Below are 23754 nucleotides of genomic sequence, written 5' to 3' on the forward strand. Positions count from 1 at the left end.
TGCCGTACGCCCCCGCCGAAGGCATCGGCGGGGGCGTACGAGGGGTGAGCCCGGGTCGGGGCGCCCCCGGCAGGGCTGCGATATGGAGGTCAGCAGCTCTGCCAGAGCCGGGTCATGACGCGGACGCCGAAGCGCAGGCCCTCCAGCGGGACGCGTTCGTCGACGCCGTGGAAGAGACGGCCGTAGTCCAGGTCGTGCGGGAGCTTGAGGCCCTTGAAGCCGAAGCAGCGGATGCCGAGGTGCGTGAAGGCCTTGGCGTCGGTGCCGCCGGGGTTGCAGTACGGGACAGGGTGGCCGTCCGGGTCCTCGGCGCGTACGGCTTCGCACATGGCGTCGACCAGCGGGCCGTCGAACGTCGTCTCCAGCGCGATGTCGTGGTTGACCCACTCGCGGGTGACCGAGGGGAGGAGGAGCTTGTCGACGGTGTCGATCAGCTCCTGCTCGTGGCCGGGGAGGAAGCGGCCGTCCACCCGGGCGGTCGCCTTTCCCGGGATGACGTTGGTCTGGTAGCCCGCGCTGAACATGGTGGGGTTCGCGGAGTTGCGGAGCACCACCTGCATGAAGTCGGAGACCGGGCCCAGCCGGGCGAGGCTGCCCTCGATGTCGTTCTCGTCGAACTCGACACCGTAGAGGCGGGCGGCCTCTTCGAGCAGGGCGCGGACCGGTTCGATCAGGCGGATCGGGAAGGTCTCGCGGCCGATGCGGGTCAGCGTCTCGGCGAGATCGGTGACGGCGTTCTCGTCGTTGGGGGACGAGCCGTGGCCGGCCCGGCCGGTGGCGGTGAGCTCCATCCAGGCCATGCCGCGCTGGGCGTTCTCGATCGGGTAGAGGCGACGGGTGTCGTCGATGGCGAAGGAGAAGCCGCCGCCTTCACCGATCGCCTCGGTGACCCCGGCGAAAAGCTCCGGCCGGTGCTCGACCAGCCAGTGGGCGCCGAACTTCCCGCCCGCCTCCTCGTCGGCGAGGAAGGCGAGGACCAGGTCGCGCGACGGCTTGGTGCCGGTACGGGTGAAGTGGCGGGCGGTGGCCAGCATGACGGCCACCGTGTCCTTCATGTCGATCGCGCCGCGGCCCCAGAGGTAGCCGTCGCGGATCTCGCCGGAGAACGGCGGGACCTGCCACTCGGAGGCGTCAGCGGGTACGACGTCGAGATGGCCGTGGACCAGGAGGGCTCCGCGCGTGGGGTCGACGCCCGCGATACGGGCGATGACATTGGCGCGGCCCGGGGCGGACTCGACCAGTTCGGAGTCGATGCCCGCCTCGGCGAGACGGCCCACCACCCAGTCGGCGCTCGCGCGCTCGTTGCTGGTGGGGTTGGAGGTGTCGAACCTGATCAGTTCGGCGCAGAGATCGATGACCTCGTCCTGGGCCTCGTCGGAGGCCGGGACGAGAGCGGTGGTGGGGCCGGGGGTGCTCATGCTGCTCCCACAGGGGTTGTGGCGCGGGCGGCGGGGGCGGCGGCGTCCTCGTCGTCCAGGGTGGAGGTGCCGTACGGCTTCACCCAGCCCAGCAGGCCGAGGACGCTGTACAGGATGAAGGCGGTGGCCAGCGAGTTCAGGGCCGGTATGCCGCCCTCGTAGAACTTGCCGACGCAGAACGCCGCGATCCAGATGGCGATGGACATCGGTACCCAGGTCGGCGAGGACTTCGGCAGGGTCTCGGACTCCCGGGTGTCGTCCAGCGGCTTGCGCATCCGCTTCACGACCCAGTACTCGGCCACGATGATGCCGCCGATCGGCGGGATCGCGACGCCGAGGACGGAGAGGAACTCGGTGAAGTGGGTCATGATCCCGACCGCGGACAGGATGGTGCCCGCGATGCCGAGGACGATCGTGACCGCGCCGCGGTGCAGCCGCTTGCCGAAGACGACCTGGAAGAAGTTGACGACGCCGAGCGAGGAGCCGTACAGGTTCCAGTCGTTGATCTTGGCGGTGGACATCAGGACCACGATGACACCGAAGGCACCGGAGGTGGAGAGCACGATGTGCGACACCTCGTTGCTTTTCACCAGGTGGCCGAGCAGCACACCGGTCATGCCGACGATGTACTCGGAGAGGATCATCGACGAGGCGCTCTGGATGAAGACGTGCGAGCCCTTGCGGTTGTAGCGGGTCATCTCCGGGGCCACGATCGCGCCGGTCATGAAGCCGCCCGCGATGGCGGTCGCGGCGACGGCGAGCGGAATCGTCTGGCCGGGGGCCGGCGAGTGGATCAGCTCGCTGATGGAGTGGTCCTTCAGCGTCGAGACGATCGACCAGGCGACCATCGCGAAGAAGAGCGGCGTGACGATCTTGGCGAAGACGGCCATGTACTTGAAGCCGAAGATCACCAGTGCGGTGATGGCGACGCCCGCCAGTACGCACCACATCCAGGACGGGCCGCCGACCAGCGCCGAGACACTGTTGCCGAAGATCGTGTTCTGGACGCCGAACCAGCCGACCAGGCTGACCGCGATGACAAAGCTGACCAGCGCCGAGCCATTGCGGCCGAAGCCGACCCAGCGGGTCAGCATCGGGGTCGCCAGGCCCTCGCGCATACCGGCCAGGCCGATCGCGAAGATCACGATCTCCAGGATCACCGCGCCGAGCGTGAAGGCGAGGAAAGCGTTCCCGAAAGTCATCCCGACACCGATGGTGGCGCCGAGCGTGAACTGCGAGATCGAGCCGGACTGGGCCAGCCACTGCAGCAGCATGGACCAGAATCCGAACCTCTTGTCGCGCGGGACGCGCGAGAGGGAGTAGTCGTCGCTGCCGATGCTCTTGGCCTCGGCCTGCGGGGCGGCGGCTGCCATCAGGACTCCTGGGGTGTACGGCCGAAGGTCTGCAGGTGCGTCAGCGACCCGTAGCGGTTGACGAGGTTGTCGAACTCCACCGCGTCGTGGAAGTCCAGATGGCCGCTGCCGTAGGCCTTGGCGACCTCCACGGCGTAGCGGGCGGCGGACGCGATGTCGCTCTCGTGGCTCGCGCCCGTACCGCAGCCGGGCACCGCGGCGGCCGAGGTGATGGCCAGGCCGACGACCGGGGCGGCCGTCGCGGTGGAGGGCTGCAGGATCGAATTGATGTGGTGTGCACCATTACCGTACGGGGTGATGTCCTGCGTGGTCACCGGGTACGTGACCAACGGCTCACCGGTCACCACGGCCAGCAGCTCGCCGAGCTGCTCGCCGACCCGGAGCACCCAGCCCTCCTTGACGGTGGGCGACAGGGCGAGGCCCTTGTGGTTGATGATCCGGTTGCCCTTGGTGGTGTCGATGGAGAGCACGGCCTCCATCTCACCGGTCACCTCGTGGCGGTTCATGGTGGCGATGTCCACGGGCGAGCCCATGAACGGCACCGGGTCGTGCGGCTCCGTCGGCGCGTTCGGGCAGATGTGGGTGGCGACGATCACATCGCCGGGCAGCACATCGCCGCGGCGGCGCATGTCGAGCAGCTTGGCGGCGGTGGCGATCGCGGAGACCGCACCGTCGGCGTCGGAGACCATGCCGGTCACCTCGGGCCGGGCGCCGATGCCGCCGAGCCGCCCGACCACGCCCAGCGTGCGGGCGCTGCCCCCGGACGTACGCCCTTGCGCGCCCGGGATGCGGACCATCACGAAGTCCGTCGAGCCCTGCTCGCCGGCGACCGTGGTGACCTGCGCCTGCGATCCCTCGGCCCCGCTCACGGAGTCGAGGTACCCGGCGACCGTCTTGCCATTGACCTGGGGATCGTCCAGCAGATCGACGATGTCCAGCACGTACTTCAACATGGGGGCCTTTCTCGCTCATCCGGGCACCCGGGCCGGCGCTCGACGGGGGAAGCGCGGGGCGGGGTGCTGAGGCAACATTCGGGATCGGATAGCGTTGAACGCAACTGTTTCCCGTTATTTGCAATTCAGGTCTGAATGGTGAGATGACGATGGCGGACTTCGATCTGGACCGGCGCACGCCCGCCGGGGCGCTGCAAACCGTCGACCGGGCGCTCCTCGTGCTGCTCGCCTTCGAGCGGACCCGGCCCGACTGGGGTGTCACCGAGGTCGCCGAGGAGTTCGGGTGGGACACCTCGGTGGCCCAGCGACTTCTCGCCACCCTCGCCGGGCGTGGCTTCCTGGTCTCGGACCCGGTCACCCGTCGGTATCGCATCGGCCCCGCCGTGCTGCGTCTGGGCAGGCTCTGGGAGCGTTCCGGATCGCTGGAGCTACTGGCCGGGCCGGTCCTGGAGGAGCTGCGCCGGGTCACCGGCGACACGGTCCTGTTCTGTCTGCCGGACAGCTTCCACATGCGGTGCGTCGCAGCGGAGGAGGGGGAGGCCGGGCCGCTGCGCTACTACCCGCTGGTCGGCGAGCTCTACCCGGCGCACGCCGGGGCGACCAGTAAGTCGTACTACGCGTATCTGCCCGATGAGCAGCGCCACCGGCTCTTCCGGGGCCGCCCGATGGCCCGCTTCACCGACCGGACGGTCACCGACCCGGACCGGCTGGAGGAGGAGTTCCTCAAGGTTCGCGCCCAGGGATACGCCTGGACGGTCGGTGAGTACGACACCGGTATCGCGACCGTCGCCGTGCCGGTCTTCCTCGGGCGCGAACCGTACGGGAGCCTCAGCCTCGGCGGTGCCGAGGAGCTCTTCCGCGGGGCGCCCGAGGACCGGCTCGATGCCCTGCGCCACGCGGCCCAGCTGCTGGAGAGGCGGCTCACCCAGCCTCCGCAGCGCCCGAAACCCCGTGCCCGTCGCACGCGCACCACCTGATCCGAAGAGAACCCTTCACCGGAAGAGATCCCTCGCCCGAAGAGAAATCTTCGCGCGAAGAGAACCCAAGAGGAACCTCGTGAATCTGCTGCTGCTCTCCAACTCCACCCAGTACGGCTGCGGTTATCTGGAACACGCCCTGGACACCGTCACCGCGTTCCTGCCCTCCGGCGCCCGACTGGCCTTCGTTCCGTACGCGCTCGCCGACTACACCGCGTACACCGCACGCGTCCGCGACGCCCTCGCGCCCTTCGGCATCAGCGTCCGAGGGGTCCACGAGAACGCCGACCCGGTCGCCGAACTCGCCGCGTCCGACGCCGTGTTCATAGGCGGCGGCAACTCCTTCCGGCTGCTGAGCGCGCTGTACCGGACCGGTCTTCGGGACGCCGTGATCGAAGCGGTGCGGGGCGGGCTGCCGTACATGGGGGCCAGCGCTGGTACGAACATGGCGGCGCCCACCCTCCGTACCACCAACGACATGCCCATCGTGCAGCCGCCGTCCTTCGAGACCCTCGGTCTCGTCCCGTTCCAGATCAACCCGCACTATCTGGACCCGGACCCGGAGAGCACCCACAAGGGCGAGACCCGAGAGGAGCGGCTCACAGAGTTCCTCGAGGAGAACGACGTGCCGGTGCTCGGCCTGCGCGAGGGGTCATGGCTGCGGGTCAACGGGCGCCAGGCCCGGGTGCAGGGCGCCCGCCCCGCCCGGCTGTTCATCCGCGGCGCACAGCCGCAGGAGCTTTTGGCGGGGTCGGACGTCTCTCATCTGCTCACGACGACACCGCGGTTCGACGCTCCCGTGCGCTGACCGCCGGCACCAGATCGGCATCGACCGGCAGCCCGTTGCCCGGGTGGACCGCCGGGCAGGCGCGCGGCGCGTATCCGGTGGCCGATCCGGCCGGAACGAAGTCGCCGCCGGACGGGGCGGCCGGCATGTAGTGGCCGTCCTCGTCCGGGTGGACCGGCCTGGCGGCCCCGGTGGTCGATCAGCGTGACATCGGCGCGGGCCACCGGCGTACCGTCCGTGTCCAGCACCCGGCCGCGGAAGCCGCCGGCGACCAGCGCGGCGGCGGGCAGCGCGAGTCCGCCGCCCACCCCGATCGCGGGCAGCACGGGCCGCCAGGTGTGTGCAGGGTGAAACCTTCCGCATGTCCGAGGTATTCCGGTGAACGCGGTACGAACGGGGCACGGCCGCACACCCGGCCCTGAGGCATGCGGCGATCCGGCGCCACCGGATCCCTCCACTGACCTTCCGTCAGATTGGAACGTGTTCTACTCTTGCGCCGTTCCAGTGGCTGCGACCGGCGAGGATCCGCATGGGCATCGGAATCACCGAAGAACAGAGGGAGTTGGCGCAGGCCGCACGGGGCTGGCTGGCGCGCTCCGTACCGCCTCAGGAGATACGCAAGCTCCTCGACGCGGACGCTCCCGGTACACCCGGCGTGCGCCCCGGGTACTGGGACGGGCTCGTGGAACAGGGTCTCCTCTCTGTCCATCTGCCCGAGGAGTACGGGGGCGGGGGCGGCCGGCTCCTCGATCTGGCCGTGGTCCTGGAGGAGGCGGGCCGGGCCGCGCTCCCCGGCCCGTACCTCGCGAGCGCCCTCGCCTCCGCCGTGCTGCACGCGTCGGGGGCGGGCGCGCTGGTGCGTGACCTCGCGGACGGCACGCGCATCGGCGCCGTCGCCCTCGGCCCCGGCACCCTCACCGCCGTGGAGCACGAGGACGGGCATCTGCTCGACGGGGCGGCCCCGCCCGTCCTCTCCGGCGCCGATGCCGATCTGCTCCTGCTCCCCGCCGAATCGGCCGCCGGCACCCTCTGGTTCGCCGTCGACGCCGCCACGGAAGGGCTGACCGTCCGCCCGCACCGCAGCGCCGACCCGACCCGCCCCACGGCCGGGATGCGCGCCGAGGGCGTACTCGTCCCCGCGGAACGCGTCGTGCGGGCCGACACCGCACGCGTACGGGACCTCGCCGCTGTCCTCTTCTCCGCCGAAGCGTGTGGAATCGCGGCCCGGGCGCTGGACACCGCGGTCGAATACGCCAAGGTCCGCGAACAGTTCGGCCGCCCCATCGGACAGTTCCAGGGCATCAAGCACCTCTGTGCCGACATGCTCGTACGGCTCGAGCGGGCTCGCGCGCTGGTGTGGGACGCGGCCCGCGCCGCCGACGAGGAGGACGACCCGGACGTACGGTCCATGGTCACCGCCCTCGCCGCGTCGGACGCCCTCGACGCCGCGTACGGCTGCGCCAAGGACTGCATCCAGATCCTCGGCGGCATCGGCTTCACCTGGGAGCACGACGCCCATCTGTATCTGCGCCGGGCACTGGTGGCCAGGCAGCTGCTCGGGGCCGGCGACGCCCACCGGCTGCGGGCCGTACGGCTGGCCGAGGGCGGGGCACGTCGCGAACTCACCCTCGAACTCCCCGCCGAGGCCGCAGTCCACCGGGCCGGGGCGCGCGAGGCCGTCGCCGCCGCCCGAGGCCTCGATCCGAAGGCCGCCCGCCGCACCCTCGCACCGACCGGGTACGCGGCCCCGCACCTCCCCGCCCCCTACGGGCTGGGCGCCGGCCCCGTCCAACAACTCGCCATACAGCAGGAGTTGAAGGAACAGGGGGTGAAGCTGAGCGACCTCGGGATCGCCACCTGGGTCGTCCCCTCGCTCATCGCCCACGGGACGGCGCAGCAGCAGGGCCGCTACCTGCTGCCCACCCTGCGCGGCGAACTCCTCTGGTGCCAGCTGTTCTCCGAACCCGGTGCGGGCTCCGACCTCGCGTCGCTCCGGACCAGGGCCGAGCGGACGGCCGAGGGCTGGCGGATCAACGGGCAGAAGGTGTGGACGAGCGCAGCCCAATGGGCCGACCACGGAATTCTGCTGGCCAGGACCGACCCGGACGCGCCCAAGCACCAGGGGATCGGCTACTTCCTCGTCGACATGAAGAACACCGAGGGCATCGACATCCGCCCGCTGAAGGAGATCACCGGCGACTCCCTCTTCAACGAGGTGTACTTCGACAACGTTCTGCTCCCCGCCGACGCCCTCGTCGGCGAGATCGACGACGGCTGGCGGGTCGCCCGCAACACCCTCGGCAACGAACGCGTCCACATGGCCGACCAGATGACCTTCGACACCGGCCTCGAGGCGCTGATCGCCCGCTCCGGCGAACTCGACGGCACATACCGGGCCCGTATCGGAGCACTCGCCGCCGAGGCCCACGCACTCGCCTGCATCGGACTGAGGACCACCCTGCAGCAGGTGTCCGGTCTCGAACCCGGCGCGGGAGCCTCCGTCCGCAAACTCGTCCAGACCACCCACCAGCAGAAGGTCGCCGAACTGGCCCTCGAACTCCTCGGCCCGGCCGGCGCAGCCGGCGAAGGGGCGGCGGAGCGGGCCGTGCACGGCTTCCTGATGTCCCGCTGTCTGACCATCGCGGGCGGCACCACCCAGGTTCAGCTCAATGTCGTCGCCGAGCGCATCCTCGGCCTCCCGCGCGATTGAAGGGACTTGCTCATGAAGGCGTACATCGTCGGTGTCGGAATGACGAAGTTCGAGAAGCCCGAGACACGCGACTGGCAGTACTGGGACATGGCGAAGGAGGCCGGCACGGCGGCGCTCACCGATGCCTCCCTCGCGTACGAGCAGGTACAACAGGTCGCCGTCGGCTACTGCTTCCAGGCATCGACCGCCGGTCAGCGCGCCGTGTACGAACTCGGGCTGACCGGAGTGCCCGTCTACAACGTCAACAACAACTGTGCCACCGGCTCCACCGCGCTGATGATGGCCCGGCAGTTCGTCGAGGGCGGCGGCAGCGACTGCGTCCTCGCGCTCGGCTTCGAGAAGATGGCGCGCGGTGCGCTCGGCGGCAAAGGCGCCGACGGCGGTGCCGCCGACTTCAAGACATCACCCGTCGCCCGGCACTACGGGATCATGGCTGCCGCCCACGGCTTCGAGATGAGCCCGCCCACCGCCCAGATATTCGGCAACGCGGCCCGCGAGCACATGGAGCGGTACGGGACGACCGAGGCACAACTCGCCGCGGTCGGCGCCAAGAACCACCGGCACTCGGTGAACAACCCGTACGCCCAGTTCCAGGACCCGTACACGGTCCAGGAGATCCTCGCCGCGAAGACCGTCCACCGCCCGCTGACCAAACTCCAGTGCTCACCCACCTCCGACGGGTCGGCCGCCGCCGTCGTCGTATCGGAACGCTTCGTCGAGAGCCACGGCCTGGGCGACCGGGCGGTCGAGATCGTCGCCCAGGCGATGACCACCGACACCGGTGACTCCTTCGCCTCCGGGACCTGCATCGACGCCGTCGGACAGCCGATGTCGCGGGCCGCCGCCCAGCAGGTGTACGAGGCCTCCGGGCTCTCGGCCGCCGACCTCGACGTCATCGAGCTGCACGACTGCTTCTCCATCAACGAACTCCTCACCTACGAGGCGCTCGGGCTGTGCGGCGAGGGCGAGTCCGGGAAACTCGTCGAGTCCGGGGCCACCACGTACGGCGGCCGGTGGGTGGTCAACCCGTCCGGCGGGCTGATCTCCAAGGGGCACCCGCTCGGCGCCACCGGAATCGCCCAGGCCGCCGAACTCACCTGGCAGCTGCGGGGAGAGGCGCAGGGCAGGCAGGTGAAGGACGCCCGGGTCGGCCTGGCCCACAACATCGGCCTCGGTGGAGCGGCGGTGGTGACGTTGCTACGGCGTTAGCGGGAGATCGGCGGGCATCGTGCTACGTCGCCGGACCGGGCCCGGGTCGGCCCGAATACCGATGTACGGGGCGCAGGGCGGCTGCGAGTATGACGGTCATGGTTGACGTCACGACGCCCGCACCCCCGCAACAACGACACAGGACCCGCACCTGGGCGGCGGTGCTCGCCGCCTGTGTCGGACAGTTCCTCGTCGTGCTCGATGTATCCGTCGTCAATGTCGCCCTGCCGTCCATGCGTTCCGACCTCGCAATGACCGCCGCCGGACTGCAATGGGTGCTCAACGCCTACTCGATCGCGTTCGCCGGATTCATGCTGCTCGGCGGGCGCGCCGCCGACATCTACGGCCGCAAGCGGATGTTCCTCATAGGCCTCGGCCTGTTCACCGCGGCCTCCCTGGCCGGCGGGCTCGCCCAGGAGGGCTGGCAGTTGCTGGCCGCCCGCGCCGCGCAGGGGCTCGGTGCCGCCGTGCTCGCCCCCGCCACCCTCACCCTGCTCACCACCACCGTTCCCGAGGGCCCGGCCAGGACGAAGGCGATCGGCACCTGGATGGCCGTCGGCGCGGGCGGCGGAGCGGCCGGCGGGCTGATCGGCGGGGTGCTCACCGATCTGCTGTCCTGGCGCTGGGTCCTGCTGATCAATGTGCCGGTCGGCGTGCTCGTCCTGGCCGGCGCGGCGGTCTGGCTCGCCGAGGGCCGGGCGGGCGACCGGCGGCGGATCGACTTCCTGGGCGCGGTCCTCGTCACTGCGGGGCTCGCCCTTGTCGCGTACGGCATCGTGCAGACCGAGGAGTCGGGCTGGACCGCGGCGGCGACCCTGGCGCCGCTGCTCGGTGGGGTGGCCCTGCTGATCGCCTTCGTGGTGGTGGAGGCCAGGACCGCGGAGCCGCTGATGCCGCTCAGGGTGCTCGGGGCGCGGGCGGTGACCTCGGCGAACGCGGCGATGTTCGTGATCGGTTCCGCGACGTTCTCGATGTGGTACTTCATGACCGTGTACGCCCAGACGGTGCTGGGTTACACCCCGTTGCAGGCCGGACTCGCCCTGATGCCCACGTCGTTGGCCGTCGTCATCGGCTCGAAGTGCGCGCCCCGCGTCATGGCCAGGGTCGGCGCGAAGAACCTGGCGCTCATCGGTACGACCGTCGCCGCCGCGGGTTTCGGCTGGCAGTCCACGATGGGTGCCGACGGCTCGTACCTCACCTCGGTCTGTCTGCCCGGCGTCCTGATGATGGCCGGTGCGGGCCTGGCATCCACCCCGCTCGCCTCCCTCGCCATCACGGGGGCTGCCCACGGCGAGGCCGGTCTGGTCTCCGGCCTCGTCAACACCTCCCGCACGATGGGCGGTGCGCTCGGTCTCGCCGTGCTCTCCACCGTCGCCGCCGCACGCACCGCGGGCGGCACCGGGCCCGAGGAGCTCACGGCCGGGTACGCGCTGGCGTTCCGGACGGCCGGCACGGTACTGCTGGGCGGACTGCTGCTGATGGCACTGTGGCTGCCGCGCCACCGGTCGGTTCAGCGCTGAGGCGCAGGGGGCCGGTCAGGACGACTGCTCCGGCGCAGGCGGCAGCACAAGCTCCGCAAGGCTCAGGAAGGCCTCCGTGGTAGCGGGCCGCAGGCGGCCGAGGTTCCAGTCGGGAGACTGGAGCACGGCGTCGAAGGGGACGTGCACCACGTGTTCGGGGCGGATGCGCAGGCGACGAGCCAGGCCGGAGGGCAATCGCCGCCCCGTGAGGCCGTCGACCTCGGTCGTCACCACGATCGCCCGGTCTGCCAGGTGTTCGCGTCCTGCCCTCCGCATGGACGCGAGAGTACGTACCGCCGCCTCCAGGGACACGTCGATGGTGCTGCAGCAGATGATCAGTCGATCGGTGTGGTCGAGGAGCACGTCCGCCGACTGATTGAGGTGCAAGGGGGCCCAGTCGCTCAGCACGAAGGAGTAGTAGGGCGCCGTCTGCGTCAGCACGCGCGCGTAGTCCTGTGCGTGCGTGGGGTTCGGACTGAAGTGACCCCGGTGGTGCGCGACCACCTCCAGGCCCGAAGCCAGGCGTGTGGTGCGTGCGCGGATCTCGGCGTATGAAGGGGCCGGCGGCAGCGCCGCCACGTCGCGCATCACGGCCCGGTTGCGGTGGGTGAGGAACGCGTCCAGGGCCCCCACGGACGCGGCACCGTCGAGAGCCAGGACGGGTTCGCCCCGCACCGCGGCCAGCAGGTTGCCGAGCACCATCGTCGTGGTGGCCCGTCCGCTGTAGTGGTAGGGGCCCGCCAGCGTCAGCCGTCTGCCGTGCGACATCGGGACTCGCAGATGTGCCAGATGTGCCTCCGCCCTTCGGCGGGCGGCCCCGAAACGAGCGATGCGCAATCCGGGCCCGACGGACCTGGAGGGACCGGCGCTCGGAGGCAGGTCGAGCGGGGCGGGCGCCGAGCGGCGGGCGGGGGCGGACGGGGGCAACACCTGAGCACCCTCGCGTTGGGAACGTGTCCGGGCGACGTACTTGCCCAGGACCTCGGCGACCTCGCTCGCGGCGGGGCGCCGCGCCGGATCCGGATCGAGGCAGCGAAGCACGAGCCGGCGCAACTGCTCCCAGGTGTCGCCCTGCCACAGATGCATCCCCTCCGGCATGCTCGGCATGTCCCAGCCGGCCTTGCTGCTGATGATCTGGAGGAGCTCGCCGAGGGAGCGCACGTTGTCCTCGCGGGTCGGCACCGCGCCCGGGCCCAGGAACTCCTCATCCACGACGCAGTCGGAGAGGTTGGCCAGGACCACCGTGCGGCGCAGCACGAAGACACTGTCGGCGTTGAAATCCGCCAGTACCAGCCCGTTGACGTGGCAGAGCGCCAGCGCGTTCGCGAGGTAGAAGGCGACGATGAGCCCGCGGAGGGTGTCGAAGGGGGCCACGCCGTCCAGGAGTGCCCGGGCGAAGATCTCGTCGAGCCGCGGGGGCTGCGTGTGGGGCGCGGCAGCATCTGCGATGGTGGTCATCGCCAGCCACGGTGAGGAGTCCCTCGTCCCGGTGGCGAGCAGCATGGGTGCGTACTGTCCTTGGAGCCGGGCCAGGGCTTCTGCTTCCACTTCGATCAGCCGGGTGTTGACCGCCGGCAGATCGGGGCGCGGGATGCGCAGCACCGCCTCGGTGCCCTGCTCGTCGATGCCCTGGTACACCACGGTGCGGCGTCCACGGCGTCGGCCGCGCAGCACGTAACCGCCGAGCTGACGGGGGTCCTCGGCCACGAGCGGACCCCAGCTGTCGGCATCGAGGACGGCTCGCTCCGGATCCGGGCCGAGACCGGGCGAGGTATCGCCGAACGACACACCGAACCGTGTGAGCAGCCGGCGTTCCACGCTGGTGAAGGGCTGATGAGAGCCGGGTAGCCGGGCCGAGCCGTCAGGATGGGACAGCCATGCCGGGAAGTCAGGTGAATGGCCGGCCAGTTCGTCGAGGCGGCGGCCGATCCGACGGCTCGTATGCAGGAGCTCAGCGGGAGGAATTGCATCAAGGAGTGCGGCCTTGGACTCGTCGGAGAAATCGAAGACCCGGTGCTTGGCCGGCAGCGGTCCCGGCACCGGCGCAGGGTGGGGCCGGATGAGACCTCCGAGGAAGACTTCTGCGAGGTGGGACGTACTGGCCCGCCAGGGCACCGCGGTCTGCACCAGCCGCATCACCGGTACCGACAGCGGTGAGACCGCAGCGAGATGGGCTGCGAGACGGTACGCCTCCGGAGTGGCAGCGTCCCGGAAGTGCTGGGCGCTGCCCGGATCTCGCGACGGGGCAGTGGCCCCGTACTGGCTCGGGCGGACCAGCAGGGGCAGCTCGATGGTCGTGCCGGGCGAGGCGAGCAGGCGTGCCCAGTCGCGCAGTGACGAGGGATTCGGAGCCAGAACCGGCACCGGCACGCCTTCGAAGCGGGCGATCCCCGGCGGCAGCACCGGGTCGACGATCCGCCACGAGGAATTGGCACCGCCGATCCGCCGGGTGGTGGCCTGCCAGACCTCGGCGGAGATCCCCGAAGCCTCCCACATCTCGGAAGGCAACGTGTGCAGCACCGCGACAGGACCCCGGGCTGCCCGCTCCGCGAGCATGTCGTGCATCGAACCGGACCGCCAGGCCGCGCCCATCCCGTCGCTCACCACCAGCAGCAGGGTGCGGCCCAACGGGTCGTTGACCGTGCTCAACGGCAGGTCGGGGCCATCGGACCGGAAGGGCCGCGCGTGCAGGCGTGGCCGTACCTCTCCCGCGTCGAGCCCGAGAACGCGGATGGTGGAGAAGGCACCCAAGCGTTCGAGCAGCGTGCGCAACTCGGCTCCGAGCCGGTGCCACAACAGCATGGACAGGCCGTCGTCGACGAGCAGAACCAGGCTCAGCCAGCGTTCCCGCACCGGCCGTTGCACGACGTCGAGCAGACCGGTCTGCGCGAACTCGGCGGCCGTGAGCTCCTCGTCGATCTCCATGTGGTGGCGGCTGTCCCGACGGCGGCGCAACGGCCGCAGGGCACGTCCGAGCCCCAGCTCGTCGGAGAGTGCCTTCTCCTCCGGGACACGCAGAGGCATGGCCTTGCGGGAATCGCGACCGTGGCGCGGGAGGGGCGACTGCGGTGCAGGGGGCTGACGCGCCGCCGCGTACAAGGACGGCGCCGTCAGGTCGGGCAGGTCCCGGTCGTCGGGTTCCGGCACGGGCCGGCGGAGGGAGACCCGGTCCGGCTCGGGACCGGGGCCGGCACTGGGCTGACCGGTCTCGGGCCGCTCCCGGTGGAGCGGTGCGCCGGGTCCCGCGGGCAGGCTGCGCGCCAGCCACAGCACGTCAAGAAGCTGATCCGCGTCCAGATCGTGGCCGCAGGCCGACAGGACCCGCAGTGCCTCGGCCAGGCGGACCCCACCGCCGGGCATGGTCACATCGCCCCGGTGAGCTGGTGGAGTACGGCATCCAGCAGACCCTCCGCGTCCAGGTCGACTCCGCCGGTACGCAGGAACACGGCGTTGAGCAACTGATCCGTGGCGAGTTCTCCCGGGGCGCGGCGGCGAAGAAAGGCCTCGATGAGATCTTCGGCCGTCCGGAGCGCCTCGCCTCCGAGGTGCGCGGCGACAATGGCACGCAGTCTCTCCTCGTCGGGCACGGGCAGGTCGAGCCGTACACAGCGGCGCAGGAACGCGGGTGGAAAGTCACGCTCACCATTGCTGGTGATGACGACGACCGGGAACTCGGCGCACTGGACGACCCCTTGATGCACGAGGACGGTCCCCCGATGGTCGAGGGTCTGCACCTCCACATCGGCCATGTCCTCCGGGAGCCGGGTCAGCTCCGGAATGTCGTAGACACCTTCCTCGAAGACCGTCAGCAGATCGTTGGGCAGATCGACGTCGCCCTTGTCCATCTCGTCGATGAGCAACGCTCGTGGCGTGGCCGACGGCACCAGCGCGGTCCCGAGCGGGCCGAGCCGCACGAACGTGCCGATGGACGGCTCGCGTTCGCCGCGGTCCCGGCTCAGCGTCGTCTCGCGCAGCCGGCCGATCGCGTCGTACTGGTAGAGGGCGTCCTTCACGGTGGACCGGCTGTTGACGGGCCAGCGCAGCAGTTCGCCCAGGCGGAGCTCATGGGCGACGGCATGGGCGAGCGAGGACTTACCGGTGCCGGCCGGCCCGGTCACCAGGAGCGGACGACGCAGATGCAGCGCCGCGTTCACGATATTCGCGTGCTGCGCCTCGATCACGTAAGGCATGTCGGGCTGCCTCGACCGCCCCGGCGTGAAACACCGCCAGGGCGGGGCCGGAGGGAGGGTCACGGGCCGGGGCTCCCCGTCTCCGCGGAAGAGGCGCCAGTCGGGCCCGGGAGCGGATGTCATGCGCTCTCCTGTGGTTCGGTCAGATGGAGTCGGGGTACGGTGCGATCGGCGTCGGCCCAGGCGAGGACCGGGCGTCCGGGGAACTCGGGAGGACTTGCCTTGGCGTTCGCACGGTAGGTGCGCACTCCGTCGGGCAACTCCCGGGTGGCGACGTCCGCCATGTGCTGAACAAGGTGCGAAGCACCGTCCCGGCCGCGGTCCCACACCACTACAGGAATGCCCAGAGCGAGACATGTCTGAACGATGCCGTCCCGTGGCCCGGGCGGTACGTCCACGGAGACGCGCACCGTGTCGAGTTGGTTGACCAGCTTGGAATAGATGGCATCCGGGTCCATGGACTCCGAGACGACGAAGGTCTTCCCCGAGTCCAGCCGATTCCATCTGCTGCGCCAGTGCGACATGAACCGCCCGTGCCGGCGCAGGAGTTCGGGGCAGTGCACGACCAGGGGAAACTCCACACCGAGTACTCCGGGCACGATCTCGTCGGGGTCGTGCGCAGCCCACTCGTCGACAGGGAGGTTGAGGCTGGCCCGGTCGACGAGTACTTCGACCAGGGGCGGCCGCTCGTCGTCGGCCGGAGGCGTCAGGGACTCCAGAACGCGCAGCACTTCGCGTGCCCCGTCCGTTGCCGAATAGGCTGCGAGGCTGTCCGTGGAGACCTGTCGGGGGCCTGCGCCCTCGTCGCACCAGATCCGCAGCCGGTGGCGGCCCCGTTCGGCGCGCGTCACCTGGACCAGGACACGCATCCGCGCGGAACGGCCGCGCACCGAGCGTCCCCAGGCCTGGGCGTCCGACCGGCGCTCGCCCAGAGCCGCCCGCGCGATGCCGAGGCGCTGGGCGACTCCGTCGGCCCACAAGCGCAGTTCCGCCCGCTTTGGCCCCGGGCAGAGCGCGCCGACATACTCCAGGACCCGCAGCAGTGCCGGGACTCTGCGCTCACCGTTCGCGGAATGGCCGTCTCCGGGCAGTGCCTCCAGCCGGTTGAGGAGCGCGTCCAGGGACTCCCCGCCAGGGAAGGCCGCCACGTGGGGCAGGGCGGCGCGGGCAGCCTCGGGAAACCTCGCGAGCACAGCACGGTCTGTGGTCCGCAGGTGCTTGCGCAGCCCGGCGTACTCCTGCGGGGACAGCATCTTGGGGGTGATGCAGAGGGAACCCGCAGCCAGAACGCGGTCCGCCGCATCCGGGCTGTCACGCCGCAGGATGCCCGAGAAGGCGGCCAGGGCCCGGGGATGGGTGAGAAGGAACATGGCGAATTCCTCGGGTGTGGGCGGGGTTACGTCACTCCCGCACCCGACACCGCAGGCCCGGGCCAGTCGTTTGGCGCAGTCCGTACGCTGACTCGGTGAGAACAGGATGTCTCCGACAGCCTCCATCAGCAGGAGCAGCGCGGGATCCTCGGGGTCGGGAGACTGCGGAGGCAGGACGTCGTGCACGCCCACGGCGGCCAGTTCGCTTCTGACGTGCTGCCAGGGAATCGCCCAGCTGCGCCTGATGAGGTGCTGTGAACTGTGCGGAAGAGGCAGTCCGGTGGCCGCGTCCTGAGGCGGCATGAAGTGCGCCACCACAAGACCGACCACGGCCCGTTCGTGGCGGCACCACAGCGGGCCGCCGCTGTATCCGGGGCCGACCGCCATGCCCGTGGCCTCGCCGTCCAGGTAGCCGTGCGAGCCATGGAGCGAGGCGACGGTGAGCCGTGCCAGGGTGGCGGCACGGCCGCCGCCGTGCCAGGCGCTCACTTCCTGGTCGGTCGACATGGCAGCCCGGTCGGGGGCGGCGGGCAGGCCTCCGGCCGGCCCGTCGATGCGCAACACGGCCAGGTCGCCGAGCCACTCGCTGTCACCCTCGCGCACCGTGCTGCCATCCCTGGCGCGCGGGGCGACCCAGTGGAGCAGGCGCGCGAAGTACTGCTCGGTCGAGGTGCCGCGCACCTCGACCAGGATCTCTTCCAGCTGCGGCGGCCTGGCTTCGAGCATGGGCCGGCCGAGAGCGTCGTTGACGACGTGGGCGCAGGTCAGAACGGTATCGATGCCCAGGACGAAACCTGCGCCCGCCGTACCGCCGTCAGCGGCCCGCCGCACCGTCACGACGAGGCGGGACGGATCGTCGTGGTGCGCACTGCCTGTGACGCCGAACCACCCCATGCGTCACTCTGAGGCCGGAGTCGTGCCGGCCCCCCGGGACGGAGCCGGACGCCAGCTGGCGGTGACGGTGAGGTGGGCCTGTCCGCTGCCGCCCACGATCCCGAACTTGAGGTCCTGTCCGACCTGGATGCCGAACGTCACGCTCAGCTCCGTGGGCGGCTCGGGTGCGGCCACGACGGCATCGTGGACTTCCTGCAGCAGCGGACCGACGGGCTTGAGCGCGCCGCGAAGGGCCCCTGCCGCGAAGTTGGCGACGGACCGCCCCCCGGTGGCTACCGGTATGGCCTTCCCCATGCCTTCAGGAAGGTCCCCGTCGCCCTGCGCAGGGAGTGTCGCCGCACCCCCGCTCGCCCCGGCCGGTGACGTGAGCAGGAAGCGGACGGGCGTACCGTCATCGAGTTCGATGTCAGGTGTTGTGGACACGATCACATTGTCACCGGATCGGCACTGTCGAAACGCGAGCATGCTCAACTCGGTTACGTGATCGATGCATTGCGCCGAAAGTATCGTCCCGGCCGGTACGCGCGCAGCGTCGGCCGGTGAGGGATCCGCGCTCAGAGCCACCCCTGCTGCCGAGCCGCCCGCACCGCCTCCATCCGGTTACGGGTCACCGTCTTCCCGATCGCGGACGACAGATAGTTCCGCACCGTCGACTCGGACAGATGCAGTTTCGCCGCGATGTCGGCGACCGTCGCCCCGTCCACCGAGGCGTTCAGCGCGTCCCGCTCCCGCGCGGTCAGCGGGCTCGGTCCGGCGCTGAGCGCGGCGGCGGCCAGCGCCGGATCGATGACCGTCTCACCGCTCAGCACCCGGCGGATCGCGGCGGCGAGCTCCTCGACCGGGCCGTCCTTGACCAGGAACCCCGCGGCCCCGGCCTCCATCGCCCGGCGCAGATAGCCGGGACGGCCGAACGTGGTGAGGATCAGCACCCGGCAGTCCGGCACCTCCTCGCGCAGATCGGCGGCGGCGTCCAGACCGCTGCGGCCCGGGAGTTCGATGTCCAGGAGCGCCACATCCGGGCGGGACAGCAGCGCGGCAGCCACGATCTCGTCCCCGGCGCCCACCTGCGCCACGACCTCGATGTCAGGTTCCAGGCCGAGCAGCAGGGCGAGCGCACCCCGCATCATGCCCTGGTCCTCGGCGAGCAGAACGCGTACGGACTTGGTCGGACGGTGATCCTGCGGCATCTCGTTCACAGGCCCAGCGTATGGCTCCGGGCGGCACAGGCGGCCGCATCCTCGTCCGCCGGATCCGTCCCGTCCACCGGCAGTTCCGCGGTGAGCACGAAGCCGCGCTCCGGTCCCGGGCACGCCCGGAGCGAGCCGCCCGCCGCTGCGAGGCGCTCGGTGAGGCCGGTCAGTCCGGTGCCGCCGATACCGGGTGTTGCCGGTGCGTCCGGGTCCGGTCCGCAGCCGTCGTCCGTGACCGTGAGCCGGACCCGTTCGGATGTGCTGTCGACGACGAACGAGCAGGTGGTGGCGTTGGAGTGGCGTACGACATTGGTGACGGCCTCCCGCACCACCCAGCCGAGCAGCGCCTCCGCCTGCGGTGCGAGCGGCGGTCCCGAGCGGCGGAGCACCGGTTCGATCCCGGCGGCGGTCAGCGCGGACCGGGCCCGGTCCAGTTCGGTGGCGAGGCTCCCCTCGCGGTAGCCGGTGACGGCCTCACGGATCTCGGTGAGGGCCTGGCGGCCGACGGACTCGATGTCCGCGACCTGGACGAGCGCCGCATCCATGTCGCGCGGCGCGAGCCGGCGCGCGGCCTCCGACTTGACCACGATCACGGAGAGCGTGTGGCCCAGCAGATCGTGCAGATCGCGGGAGAACCGCAGCCGCTCCTTCTCCACGGCGGTGCGGGCCAGTTCCTGCCGGGCGGCGCGCAGTTCCATCACGGTCTCCGCGAGGGATCGTCCACGGCTCCGAGCCGCCGTTTCCGCGCCACATGGCGATGAGGCCGGCGACCACGGCCAGGGAGAGCAGGCCGGCGGCCAGCTGCCGCTGGCGCAGGATGGTGCCGCAGGCCAGCGAGAGCAGCGGGAAGAACAGCAGCCAGCTCCCGCCGTAGCCGATCGCGAGCCCGAACGTGACGGTGGCCATCGTTGCGAGCAGCCAGTACGACACCGGGCTCTCGCGCTTTCTCTTGTCGAAGCCGCGGAACACCACGGAGATGTAGAGGGAGTTGAAGGTGAACAGCCCGAGACCGCCGAGCCAGGGGTTGGGGGTCTCGCCCTGGAAGAGATTGGAGAAGGAGCCCATGCCCATCAGCAGCCAGGGCAGCAGGGTGTACGGTCCGGGCGGGCCGGGGCGCCGGTCGTCGCGCCATCTTCGCCGTTCCCGCCACGTGCACGTCCGCGTACCCGTTCGGTTCCTGGCCATGTCCACTCCTGTCACACGGTCGTCGTGTGTCACACGGTCCTCGCGGAGCGACGGTACGAGATCACGGCGTACACACCGAACAGCAGGAGCCACGCGCAGAGCACGGCGATCGTGCCGGCGCCGGGCGCATGTCCGTCGGTGGTGGCCCAGCCCAGATCGGCGAACCGGTTGGCGGGGGTGAACCTGCCGATGGAACGCAGCCATTCGGGAAGCAGGTCCAGCGGGAACCACAGCCCGCCGACGATCGCGAAGCCCATCAGACAGGCCACGTTGACGACCCCGGTGCCCTGCGGGGTGAGCCGGTAGCCGTTGCCGAGGCCGAGCAGGGTGAACGGCAGCGCGCCGATCCACAGCAGCAGTGCCAGTGCGATCCACTGCCAGGCGTCCAGCCGCACCCCGTTGAGCAGTCCGCCGGCCGACAGCACCGTCAGGATCGTCGGCAGGACGGTCACCGAACCGCTGATCGCCCGGCCCACGACCGCCTGCGAAGGGGCGAGCGGAGTGACCCGCAGCTGTTGAAGCCAGCCGAGCGTCTTGTCGGAGGCGACCCCCGTACCGATCGACATGGCGGAGCCCAGCGCACCGTACGCGGCCATGCCGACCATCGAGGCCGTCTTCCAGCCGTCGACGCCCTCGCCCCCGCCGATGTTGGTGAAGAGCAGATACATCATCACCGGCATCCCGGTCCCGAAGATCAGGAAGAAGCCGTCACGCAGGGTCCTGCGCACCTCGAGCACGATGTAGCGGAACATCACACGGTCTCCCTCTCGGAATCTGTTGCGGGTGCTGCGGCGGCCGGTGCGGTGAGGGCGAGGAACGCGTCCTCCAGCGTGGCCCGGGAGACGCGGAGGTCACGGATCGCGCCGAGGCGGGCCAGCTCGATGACGGTGGCGTCCGAATCGTCGGTGTGCAGCAGCGCCCGGTCCCCGGACACCTCGACGGTGACGACGCCGGGCAGCAGCTCCAGGCCCTCGGTCGGCCGGCCCGCCAGGTCGAAGGAGACGAGACTGCTGCCGGCCGCGCCCCTGATCGTGTCGCCGGTGCCGTCCGCGACGATCCGGCCCCGGTCGATGACGACGATCCGGTCGGCGTTCTCGTCGGCCTCCTCCAGATGGTGGGTGGAGAAGAGGACGGTGTTGCCGCGCCGGGCGTAGGCCCGCATCGAGTCCCAGAACGTCCGGCGTGCCTCCACGTCCAGGGCGGCGGTCGGCTCGTCCAGGACGATCAGCTCGGGGTTGCCGGCCAGCGCGACGGCGAAGCGGACGCGCTGGGTCTGGCCGCCGGAGAGCTTGTCGATGCGTCGGTTCGCGTACGCGGTGACGCCCGCCAGCGAGAGCGCCTCGGCCACCGGCATCGGCTGCGGGTAGGTCGAGGCGACGAAGGTGATCAGTTCGCGGACGGTCACCCGCTGGATGGGCCGGCCGTCCTGGAGCATGGCGCCGACCAGACCGGCCCGTACCGCCTGCTCGGCGGTCCGGCCCAGCACCCGCACACTGCCGGAGTCCGGCCCGTCCAGACCCAGCAGAAGGCCGATGGTGGTGGACTTGCCCGCCCCGTTGCGGCCGAGCAGGGCGACCGTCTCGCCGCGGCCGATGGACAGATCGATCCCGTCCACGGCCCGTATGCTCCGCCCCGTCCGGCCGAAGGTCTTGACCACCGCGGTGAGGACCACCGCGGCCGAGTTCCCCGTCGTCTGCTTCATGACCACGACGCTACGGAAGGTGCCCGAGGCCCCGGCAGAGGTGTGTGTACGGACTTCGCGATGACATATGTCATGGTGCCGGCCCCCGGAGGAGTCATATCTGACACCACGTCAGCAACGGTCTTCACAACTGCTGGGCGCTGCGTTATACATGGGGGTCATCGGCTAGAACGCGTTCTAGAACGGGCGTGAGGCCGGTCCCGCACGACCTCGGTGCGGCCGACGGTGCGGACGGCCGCGCCGAGGTCTTCCCACCATCAAGGAGCAGCTTCCCCATGCCCATTGATGCCGAAAAGGCTGTCGCCGCCGAACCCCGGTCCACCCGGATCAGCTGGGACCACAAGGACGTCCAGCTCTACCACCTGGGGATCGGTGCGGGCGCCGATCCCGACCGGGCCGACCCCGCCACCGACCCCGGTGAGCTGCGCTACACCCTGGAGTCCCGGCTCCAGGTGCTGCCCTCCTTCGCCACCGTCGCGGGAGCGGGAGCGGGCGTCGTCGGCGGACTCTCCTCGCCCGGCATCGACGTCGACCTGGCCGCCGTCCTGCACGGCGGCCAGAGCGTGCGGGTGTACCGGCCGATCCCCGTGAAGGGCAGCGCCGTACAGACCTCGAAGGTCGCCGCCGTGTACGACAAGGGCAAGGCGGCCGTGCTGGTGCTGCGCACCGAGGCCGCCGATGACGAGGGCCCGCTGTGGACCAACGACGCCCAGATCTTCGTCCGGGGCGAGGGCGGCTTCGGCGGTGAACGCGGCCCCTCCGAGCGGGTCGCGTATCCCGCCGTCGCCCCCGACCGCGTGGTGGAGCGGCCGATCCGCCCGGACCAGGCGCTGCTGTACCGCCTCTCCGGGGACTGGAACCCGCTCCACGCCGACCCCGAGTTCGCCCGGCTCGCCGGCTTCGACCGGCCGATCCTGCACGGGCTGTGCACCTACGGCATGACGCTCAAGGCCGTCACCGACACGGTGCTCGGCGGCGATGTGACCCGTATCCGCTCCTACCGCACCCGTTTCGTCGGTGTCGTCTTCCCCGGCGAGACCCTCCGTATCCGGATGTGGACCGGAAAGGACCACGTCCGGGTCGAGGTGCGAGCCGTCGAGCGGGACGACGCCCCGGTCCTCGGCGACACCTTCGTCGAACACTCCTGAACCAACTCCAAGAGGTCCACAGGCCCATGAGGGGAGCCGCACCATGCGCGCAGCCGTACTGCACGAGATCGGTCAGGACAAACTGGAAGTCCTCGACGACGTCGAGGCGGTGGGCTTCGGCCCCGGCAAGGTCAGGCTCCGCATCCGGGCCACCGGACTGTGCCACTCCGATGTCTCCGCGATGAGCGGCGTGCTGCCGCAGCCCGCCCCCTTCATCCCGGGCCACGAGGGCGCGGGCGAGGTCGTCGACATCGGTGACGGCGTCACCGGGCTGAACACGGGGGACCGGGTGCTGGTCTGCTGGCTGCCCGCATGCGGGGCGTGCCCGTCCTGCAAACGCGGCCAGACCCAGCTCTGCCTGGCCGGCTTCATGAATGCGGGAACACCCAACTTCAAGCGCCCCGGGGGAGATGTCTTCGGCTTCGCGGGCACCGGAACCTTCACCGAGGAGGTCGTCGTCGACGCGGGCTGCGCGGTACCGATCCCCGACGACGTACCGTTCGAGATCGCCGCGCTGATCGGCTGTGGGGTGACCACCGGGCTGGGCGCGGCCATCAACACCGCACAGGTGGAGGCCGGTTCGTCGGTCGCCGTCATCGGCTGCGGCGGTGTGGGCATCTCCACGATCCAGGGCGCCAGGGTGCAGGGCGCCGCCCAGATCGTGGCCGTGGACCCGGTCGCATCGCGGCGCGAGGCGGCGCTGCGGTTCGGCGCGACCGAGGCGGTGTCCCCGGACGAACTCGCCGACGCCAAGCAGCGGATCACCGCGGGCGAGGGTTTCGACTACGTCTTCGAAGTCGTCGGCAAGTCGGCCACCGCCCGCACGGCGTACGAGAACACCCGGCGCGGCGGCACTCTCTGCATCGTCGGCGCGGGCGCGATGGACGACAACTTCCAGGTCAACATGTTCGAGCTGTTCTTCGACGAGAAGCGGATCCTGCCCTCCATGTACGGCGGAGGCGATGTGCTCCGGTCGTACGAACGGGCCATCGCGCTCTGGCGGGCCGGCCGGATCGACCTCGAATCGATGATCACCCACCGGGTGCGGCTCGACGGCGTCAACGACGCCCTCGACCAGATGAGGACCGGCGAGTCGCTGCGCACCTGCATCGAACTCTGACCTCACCC

At 70.6% G+C, this 23754-nt stretch carries 17 protein-coding genes and 1 pseudogene; 7 read left to right on the forward strand and 11 right to left on the reverse strand.

What is annotated here, in order from left to right; all coding sequences use genetic code 11:
* Positions 1-89 precede the first annotated feature (89 nt).
* The 3 genes from IEZ15_RS15920 to IEZ15_RS15930 are packed head-to-tail and all read right to left on the reverse strand — an operon-like array spanning position 90 to position 3744.
* On the reverse strand, positions 90-1418 hold the full coding sequence (locus IEZ15_RS15920; protein ID WP_189277428.1) for a M20/M25/M40 family metallo-hydrolase: 1329 nt from the start codon (positions 1416-1418) through the stop codon (positions 90-92).
* Entirely contained in the window at positions 1415-2791 is a 1377-nt protein-coding gene (locus tag IEZ15_RS15925) for a cytosine permease (protein ID WP_189277430.1), read from the reverse strand. The genes IEZ15_RS15920 and IEZ15_RS15925 overlap by 4 nt, the downstream gene beginning before the upstream one ends.
* Positions 2791-3744: a DUF1177 domain-containing protein gene (locus IEZ15_RS15930; protein WP_189277432.1), complete on the reverse strand. Its 954-nt coding sequence runs from the start codon at positions 3742-3744 to the stop codon at positions 2791-2793. The genes IEZ15_RS15925 and IEZ15_RS15930 overlap by 1 nt, the downstream gene beginning before the upstream one ends.
* A 149-nt stretch (positions 3745-3893) precedes the next feature.
* Between IEZ15_RS15930 and IEZ15_RS15935 the strand changes: the two genes are divergently transcribed.
* The 5 genes from IEZ15_RS15935 to IEZ15_RS15955 all read left to right on the forward strand — a co-directional run bounded on the left by IEZ15_RS15935 (position 3894) and on the right by IEZ15_RS15955 (position 10947).
* Positions 3894-4721, forward strand: coding sequence for an IclR family transcriptional regulator (locus tag IEZ15_RS15935; protein WP_189277434.1), 828 nt, complete (start codon positions 3894-3896; stop codon positions 4719-4721).
* Positions 4722-4800: 79 nt separating this feature from the next.
* Positions 4801-5529 carry a dipeptidase PepE gene (gene pepE, locus IEZ15_RS15940; RefSeq protein ID WP_189277436.1) on the forward strand — a complete coding sequence of 243 codons (729 nt, stop codon included), beginning with the start codon at positions 4801-4803 and terminating at the stop codon, positions 5527-5529.
* 508 nt (positions 5530-6037) lie between these two features.
* Positions 6038-8218: an acyl-CoA dehydrogenase family protein gene (locus tag IEZ15_RS15945; protein ID WP_189277438.1), complete on the forward strand. Its 2181-nt coding sequence runs from the start codon at positions 6038-6040 to the stop codon at positions 8216-8218.
* 12 nt (positions 8219-8230) lie between these two features.
* Positions 8231-9427 carry a lipid-transfer protein gene (locus tag IEZ15_RS15950; protein ID WP_114244273.1) on the forward strand — a complete coding sequence of 399 codons (1197 nt, stop codon included), beginning with the start codon at positions 8231-8233 and terminating at the stop codon, positions 9425-9427.
* Between the two features lie 98 nt (positions 9428-9525).
* Positions 9526-10947 carry a DHA2 family efflux MFS transporter permease subunit gene (locus IEZ15_RS15955; protein WP_373302571.1) on the forward strand — a complete coding sequence of 474 codons (1422 nt, stop codon included), beginning with the start codon at positions 9526-9528 and terminating at the stop codon, positions 10945-10947.
* A 15-nt stretch (positions 10948-10962) separates the two neighbouring features.
* On the opposite strand, the gene IEZ15_RS15960 is transcribed toward IEZ15_RS15955, so the two are convergent.
* From IEZ15_RS15960 to IEZ15_RS15995, 8 genes and pseudogenes are all read right to left on the reverse strand, one after another.
* Positions 10963-14307 (reverse strand): SAV_2336 N-terminal domain-related protein, encoded by a 3345-nt coding sequence (locus tag IEZ15_RS15960; RefSeq protein ID WP_189277442.1) that lies wholly within the window; start codon positions 14305-14307, stop codon positions 10963-10965.
* A 2-nt stretch (positions 14308-14309) separates the two neighbouring features.
* Complete coding sequence (locus IEZ15_RS15965) at positions 14310-15260, reverse strand: AAA family ATPase (protein ID WP_189277444.1); 951 nt, start codon at positions 15258-15260, stop codon at positions 14310-14312.
* Positions 15257-17401, reverse strand: a complete 2145-nt coding sequence (locus IEZ15_RS15970) for a VMAP-C domain-containing protein (RefSeq protein WP_189277446.1) — start codon at positions 17399-17401, stop codon at positions 15257-15259. Before IEZ15_RS15970 ends, IEZ15_RS15965 begins: the two co-directional genes overlap by 4 nt.
* 3 nt (positions 17402-17404) lie before the next feature.
* Positions 17405-17824: a CU044_2847 family protein gene (locus IEZ15_RS15975; RefSeq protein ID WP_189277448.1), complete on the reverse strand. Its 420-nt coding sequence runs from the start codon at positions 17822-17824 to the stop codon at positions 17405-17407.
* A 131-nt stretch (positions 17825-17955) separates the two neighbouring features.
* Positions 17956-18588, reverse strand: a complete 633-nt coding sequence (locus tag IEZ15_RS15980; RefSeq protein ID WP_189277759.1) for a response regulator transcription factor — start codon at positions 18586-18588, stop codon at positions 17956-17958.
* A 5-nt stretch (positions 18589-18593) separates the two neighbouring features.
* Positions 18594-19776: pseudogene (locus IEZ15_RS15985) on the reverse strand (sensor histidine kinase).
* Positions 19777-19805: 29 nt separating this feature from the next.
* Positions 19806-20528, reverse strand: coding sequence for an ABC transporter permease (locus tag IEZ15_RS15990; protein ID WP_189277451.1), 723 nt, complete (start codon positions 20526-20528; stop codon positions 19806-19808).
* Positions 20528-21478, reverse strand: coding sequence for an ABC transporter ATP-binding protein (locus tag IEZ15_RS15995; RefSeq protein ID WP_189277452.1), 951 nt, complete (start codon positions 21476-21478; stop codon positions 20528-20530). The genes IEZ15_RS15990 and IEZ15_RS15995 overlap by 1 nt, the downstream gene beginning before the upstream one ends.
* A 275-nt stretch (positions 21479-21753) precedes the next feature.
* Here IEZ15_RS15995 and chsH3 point away from each other — a divergent pair, with 275 nt between their 5' ends.
* Positions 21754-22626, forward strand: coding sequence for an enoyl-CoA hydratase ChsH3 (gene chsH3 / locus IEZ15_RS16000; protein ID WP_189277454.1), 873 nt, complete (start codon positions 21754-21756; stop codon positions 22624-22626).
* Positions 22627-22669: 43 nt separating this feature from the next.
* Complete coding sequence (locus IEZ15_RS16005) at positions 22670-23746, forward strand: Zn-dependent alcohol dehydrogenase (RefSeq protein ID WP_189277456.1); 1077 nt, start codon at positions 22670-22672, stop codon at positions 23744-23746.
* Positions 23747-23754: the final 8 nt, after the last annotated feature.

It is taken from the genome of Streptomyces atratus, assembly GCF_014648655.1.
In the GTDB taxonomy this organism is placed as follows: domain Bacteria; phylum Actinomycetota; class Actinomycetes; order Streptomycetales; family Streptomycetaceae; genus Streptomyces; species Streptomyces atratus.

Coding starts and splice junctions, on each gene's coding strand:
- IEZ15_RS15920 (WP_189277428.1), bottom strand. CDS start 1,418: ATGAGCACCCCCGGCCCCACCACCGCTCTCGTCCCGGCCTCCGACGAG.
- IEZ15_RS15925 (WP_189277430.1), bottom strand. CDS start 2,791: ATGGCAGCCGCCGCCCCGCAGGCCGAGGCCAAGAGCATCGGCAGCGAC.
- IEZ15_RS15930 (WP_189277432.1), bottom strand. CDS start 3,744: ATGTTGAAGTACGTGCTGGACATCGTCGATCTGCTGGACGATCCCCAG.
- IEZ15_RS15935 (WP_189277434.1), top strand. CDS start 3,894: ATGGCGGACTTCGATCTGGACCGGCGCACGCCCGCCGGGGCGCTGCAA.
- IEZ15_RS15945 (WP_189277438.1), top strand. CDS start 6,038: ATGGGCATCGGAATCACCGAAGAACAGAGGGAGTTGGCGCAGGCCGCA.
- IEZ15_RS15950 (WP_114244273.1), top strand. CDS start 8,231: ATGAAGGCGTACATCGTCGGTGTCGGAATGACGAAGTTCGAGAAGCCC.
- IEZ15_RS15955 (WP_373302571.1), top strand. CDS start 9,526: ATGGTTGACGTCACGACGCCCGCACCCCCGCAACAACGACACAGGACC.
- IEZ15_RS15960 (WP_189277442.1), bottom strand. CDS start 14,307: ATGCCCGGCGGTGGGGTCCGCCTGGCCGAGGCACTGCGGGTCCTGTCG.
- IEZ15_RS15965 (WP_189277444.1), bottom strand. CDS start 15,260: ATGACATCCGCTCCCGGGCCCGACTGGCGCCTCTTCCGCGGAGACGGG.
- IEZ15_RS15970 (WP_189277446.1), bottom strand. CDS start 17,401: ATGGGGTGGTTCGGCGTCACAGGCAGTGCGCACCACGACGATCCGTCC.
- IEZ15_RS15980 (WP_189277759.1), bottom strand. CDS start 18,588: ATGCCGCAGGATCACCGTCCGACCAAGTCCGTACGCGTTCTGCTCGCC.
- IEZ15_RS15990 (WP_189277451.1), bottom strand. CDS start 20,528: ATGTTCCGCTACATCGTGCTCGAGGTGCGCAGGACCCTGCGTGACGGC.
- IEZ15_RS15995 (WP_189277452.1), bottom strand. CDS start 21,478: ATGAAGCAGACGACGGGGAACTCGGCCGCGGTGGTCCTCACCGCGGTG.
- chsH3 (WP_189277454.1), top strand. CDS start 21,754: ATGCCCATTGATGCCGAAAAGGCTGTCGCCGCCGAACCCCGGTCCACC.
- IEZ15_RS16005 (WP_189277456.1), top strand. CDS start 22,670: ATGCGCGCAGCCGTACTGCACGAGATCGGTCAGGACAAACTGGAAGTC.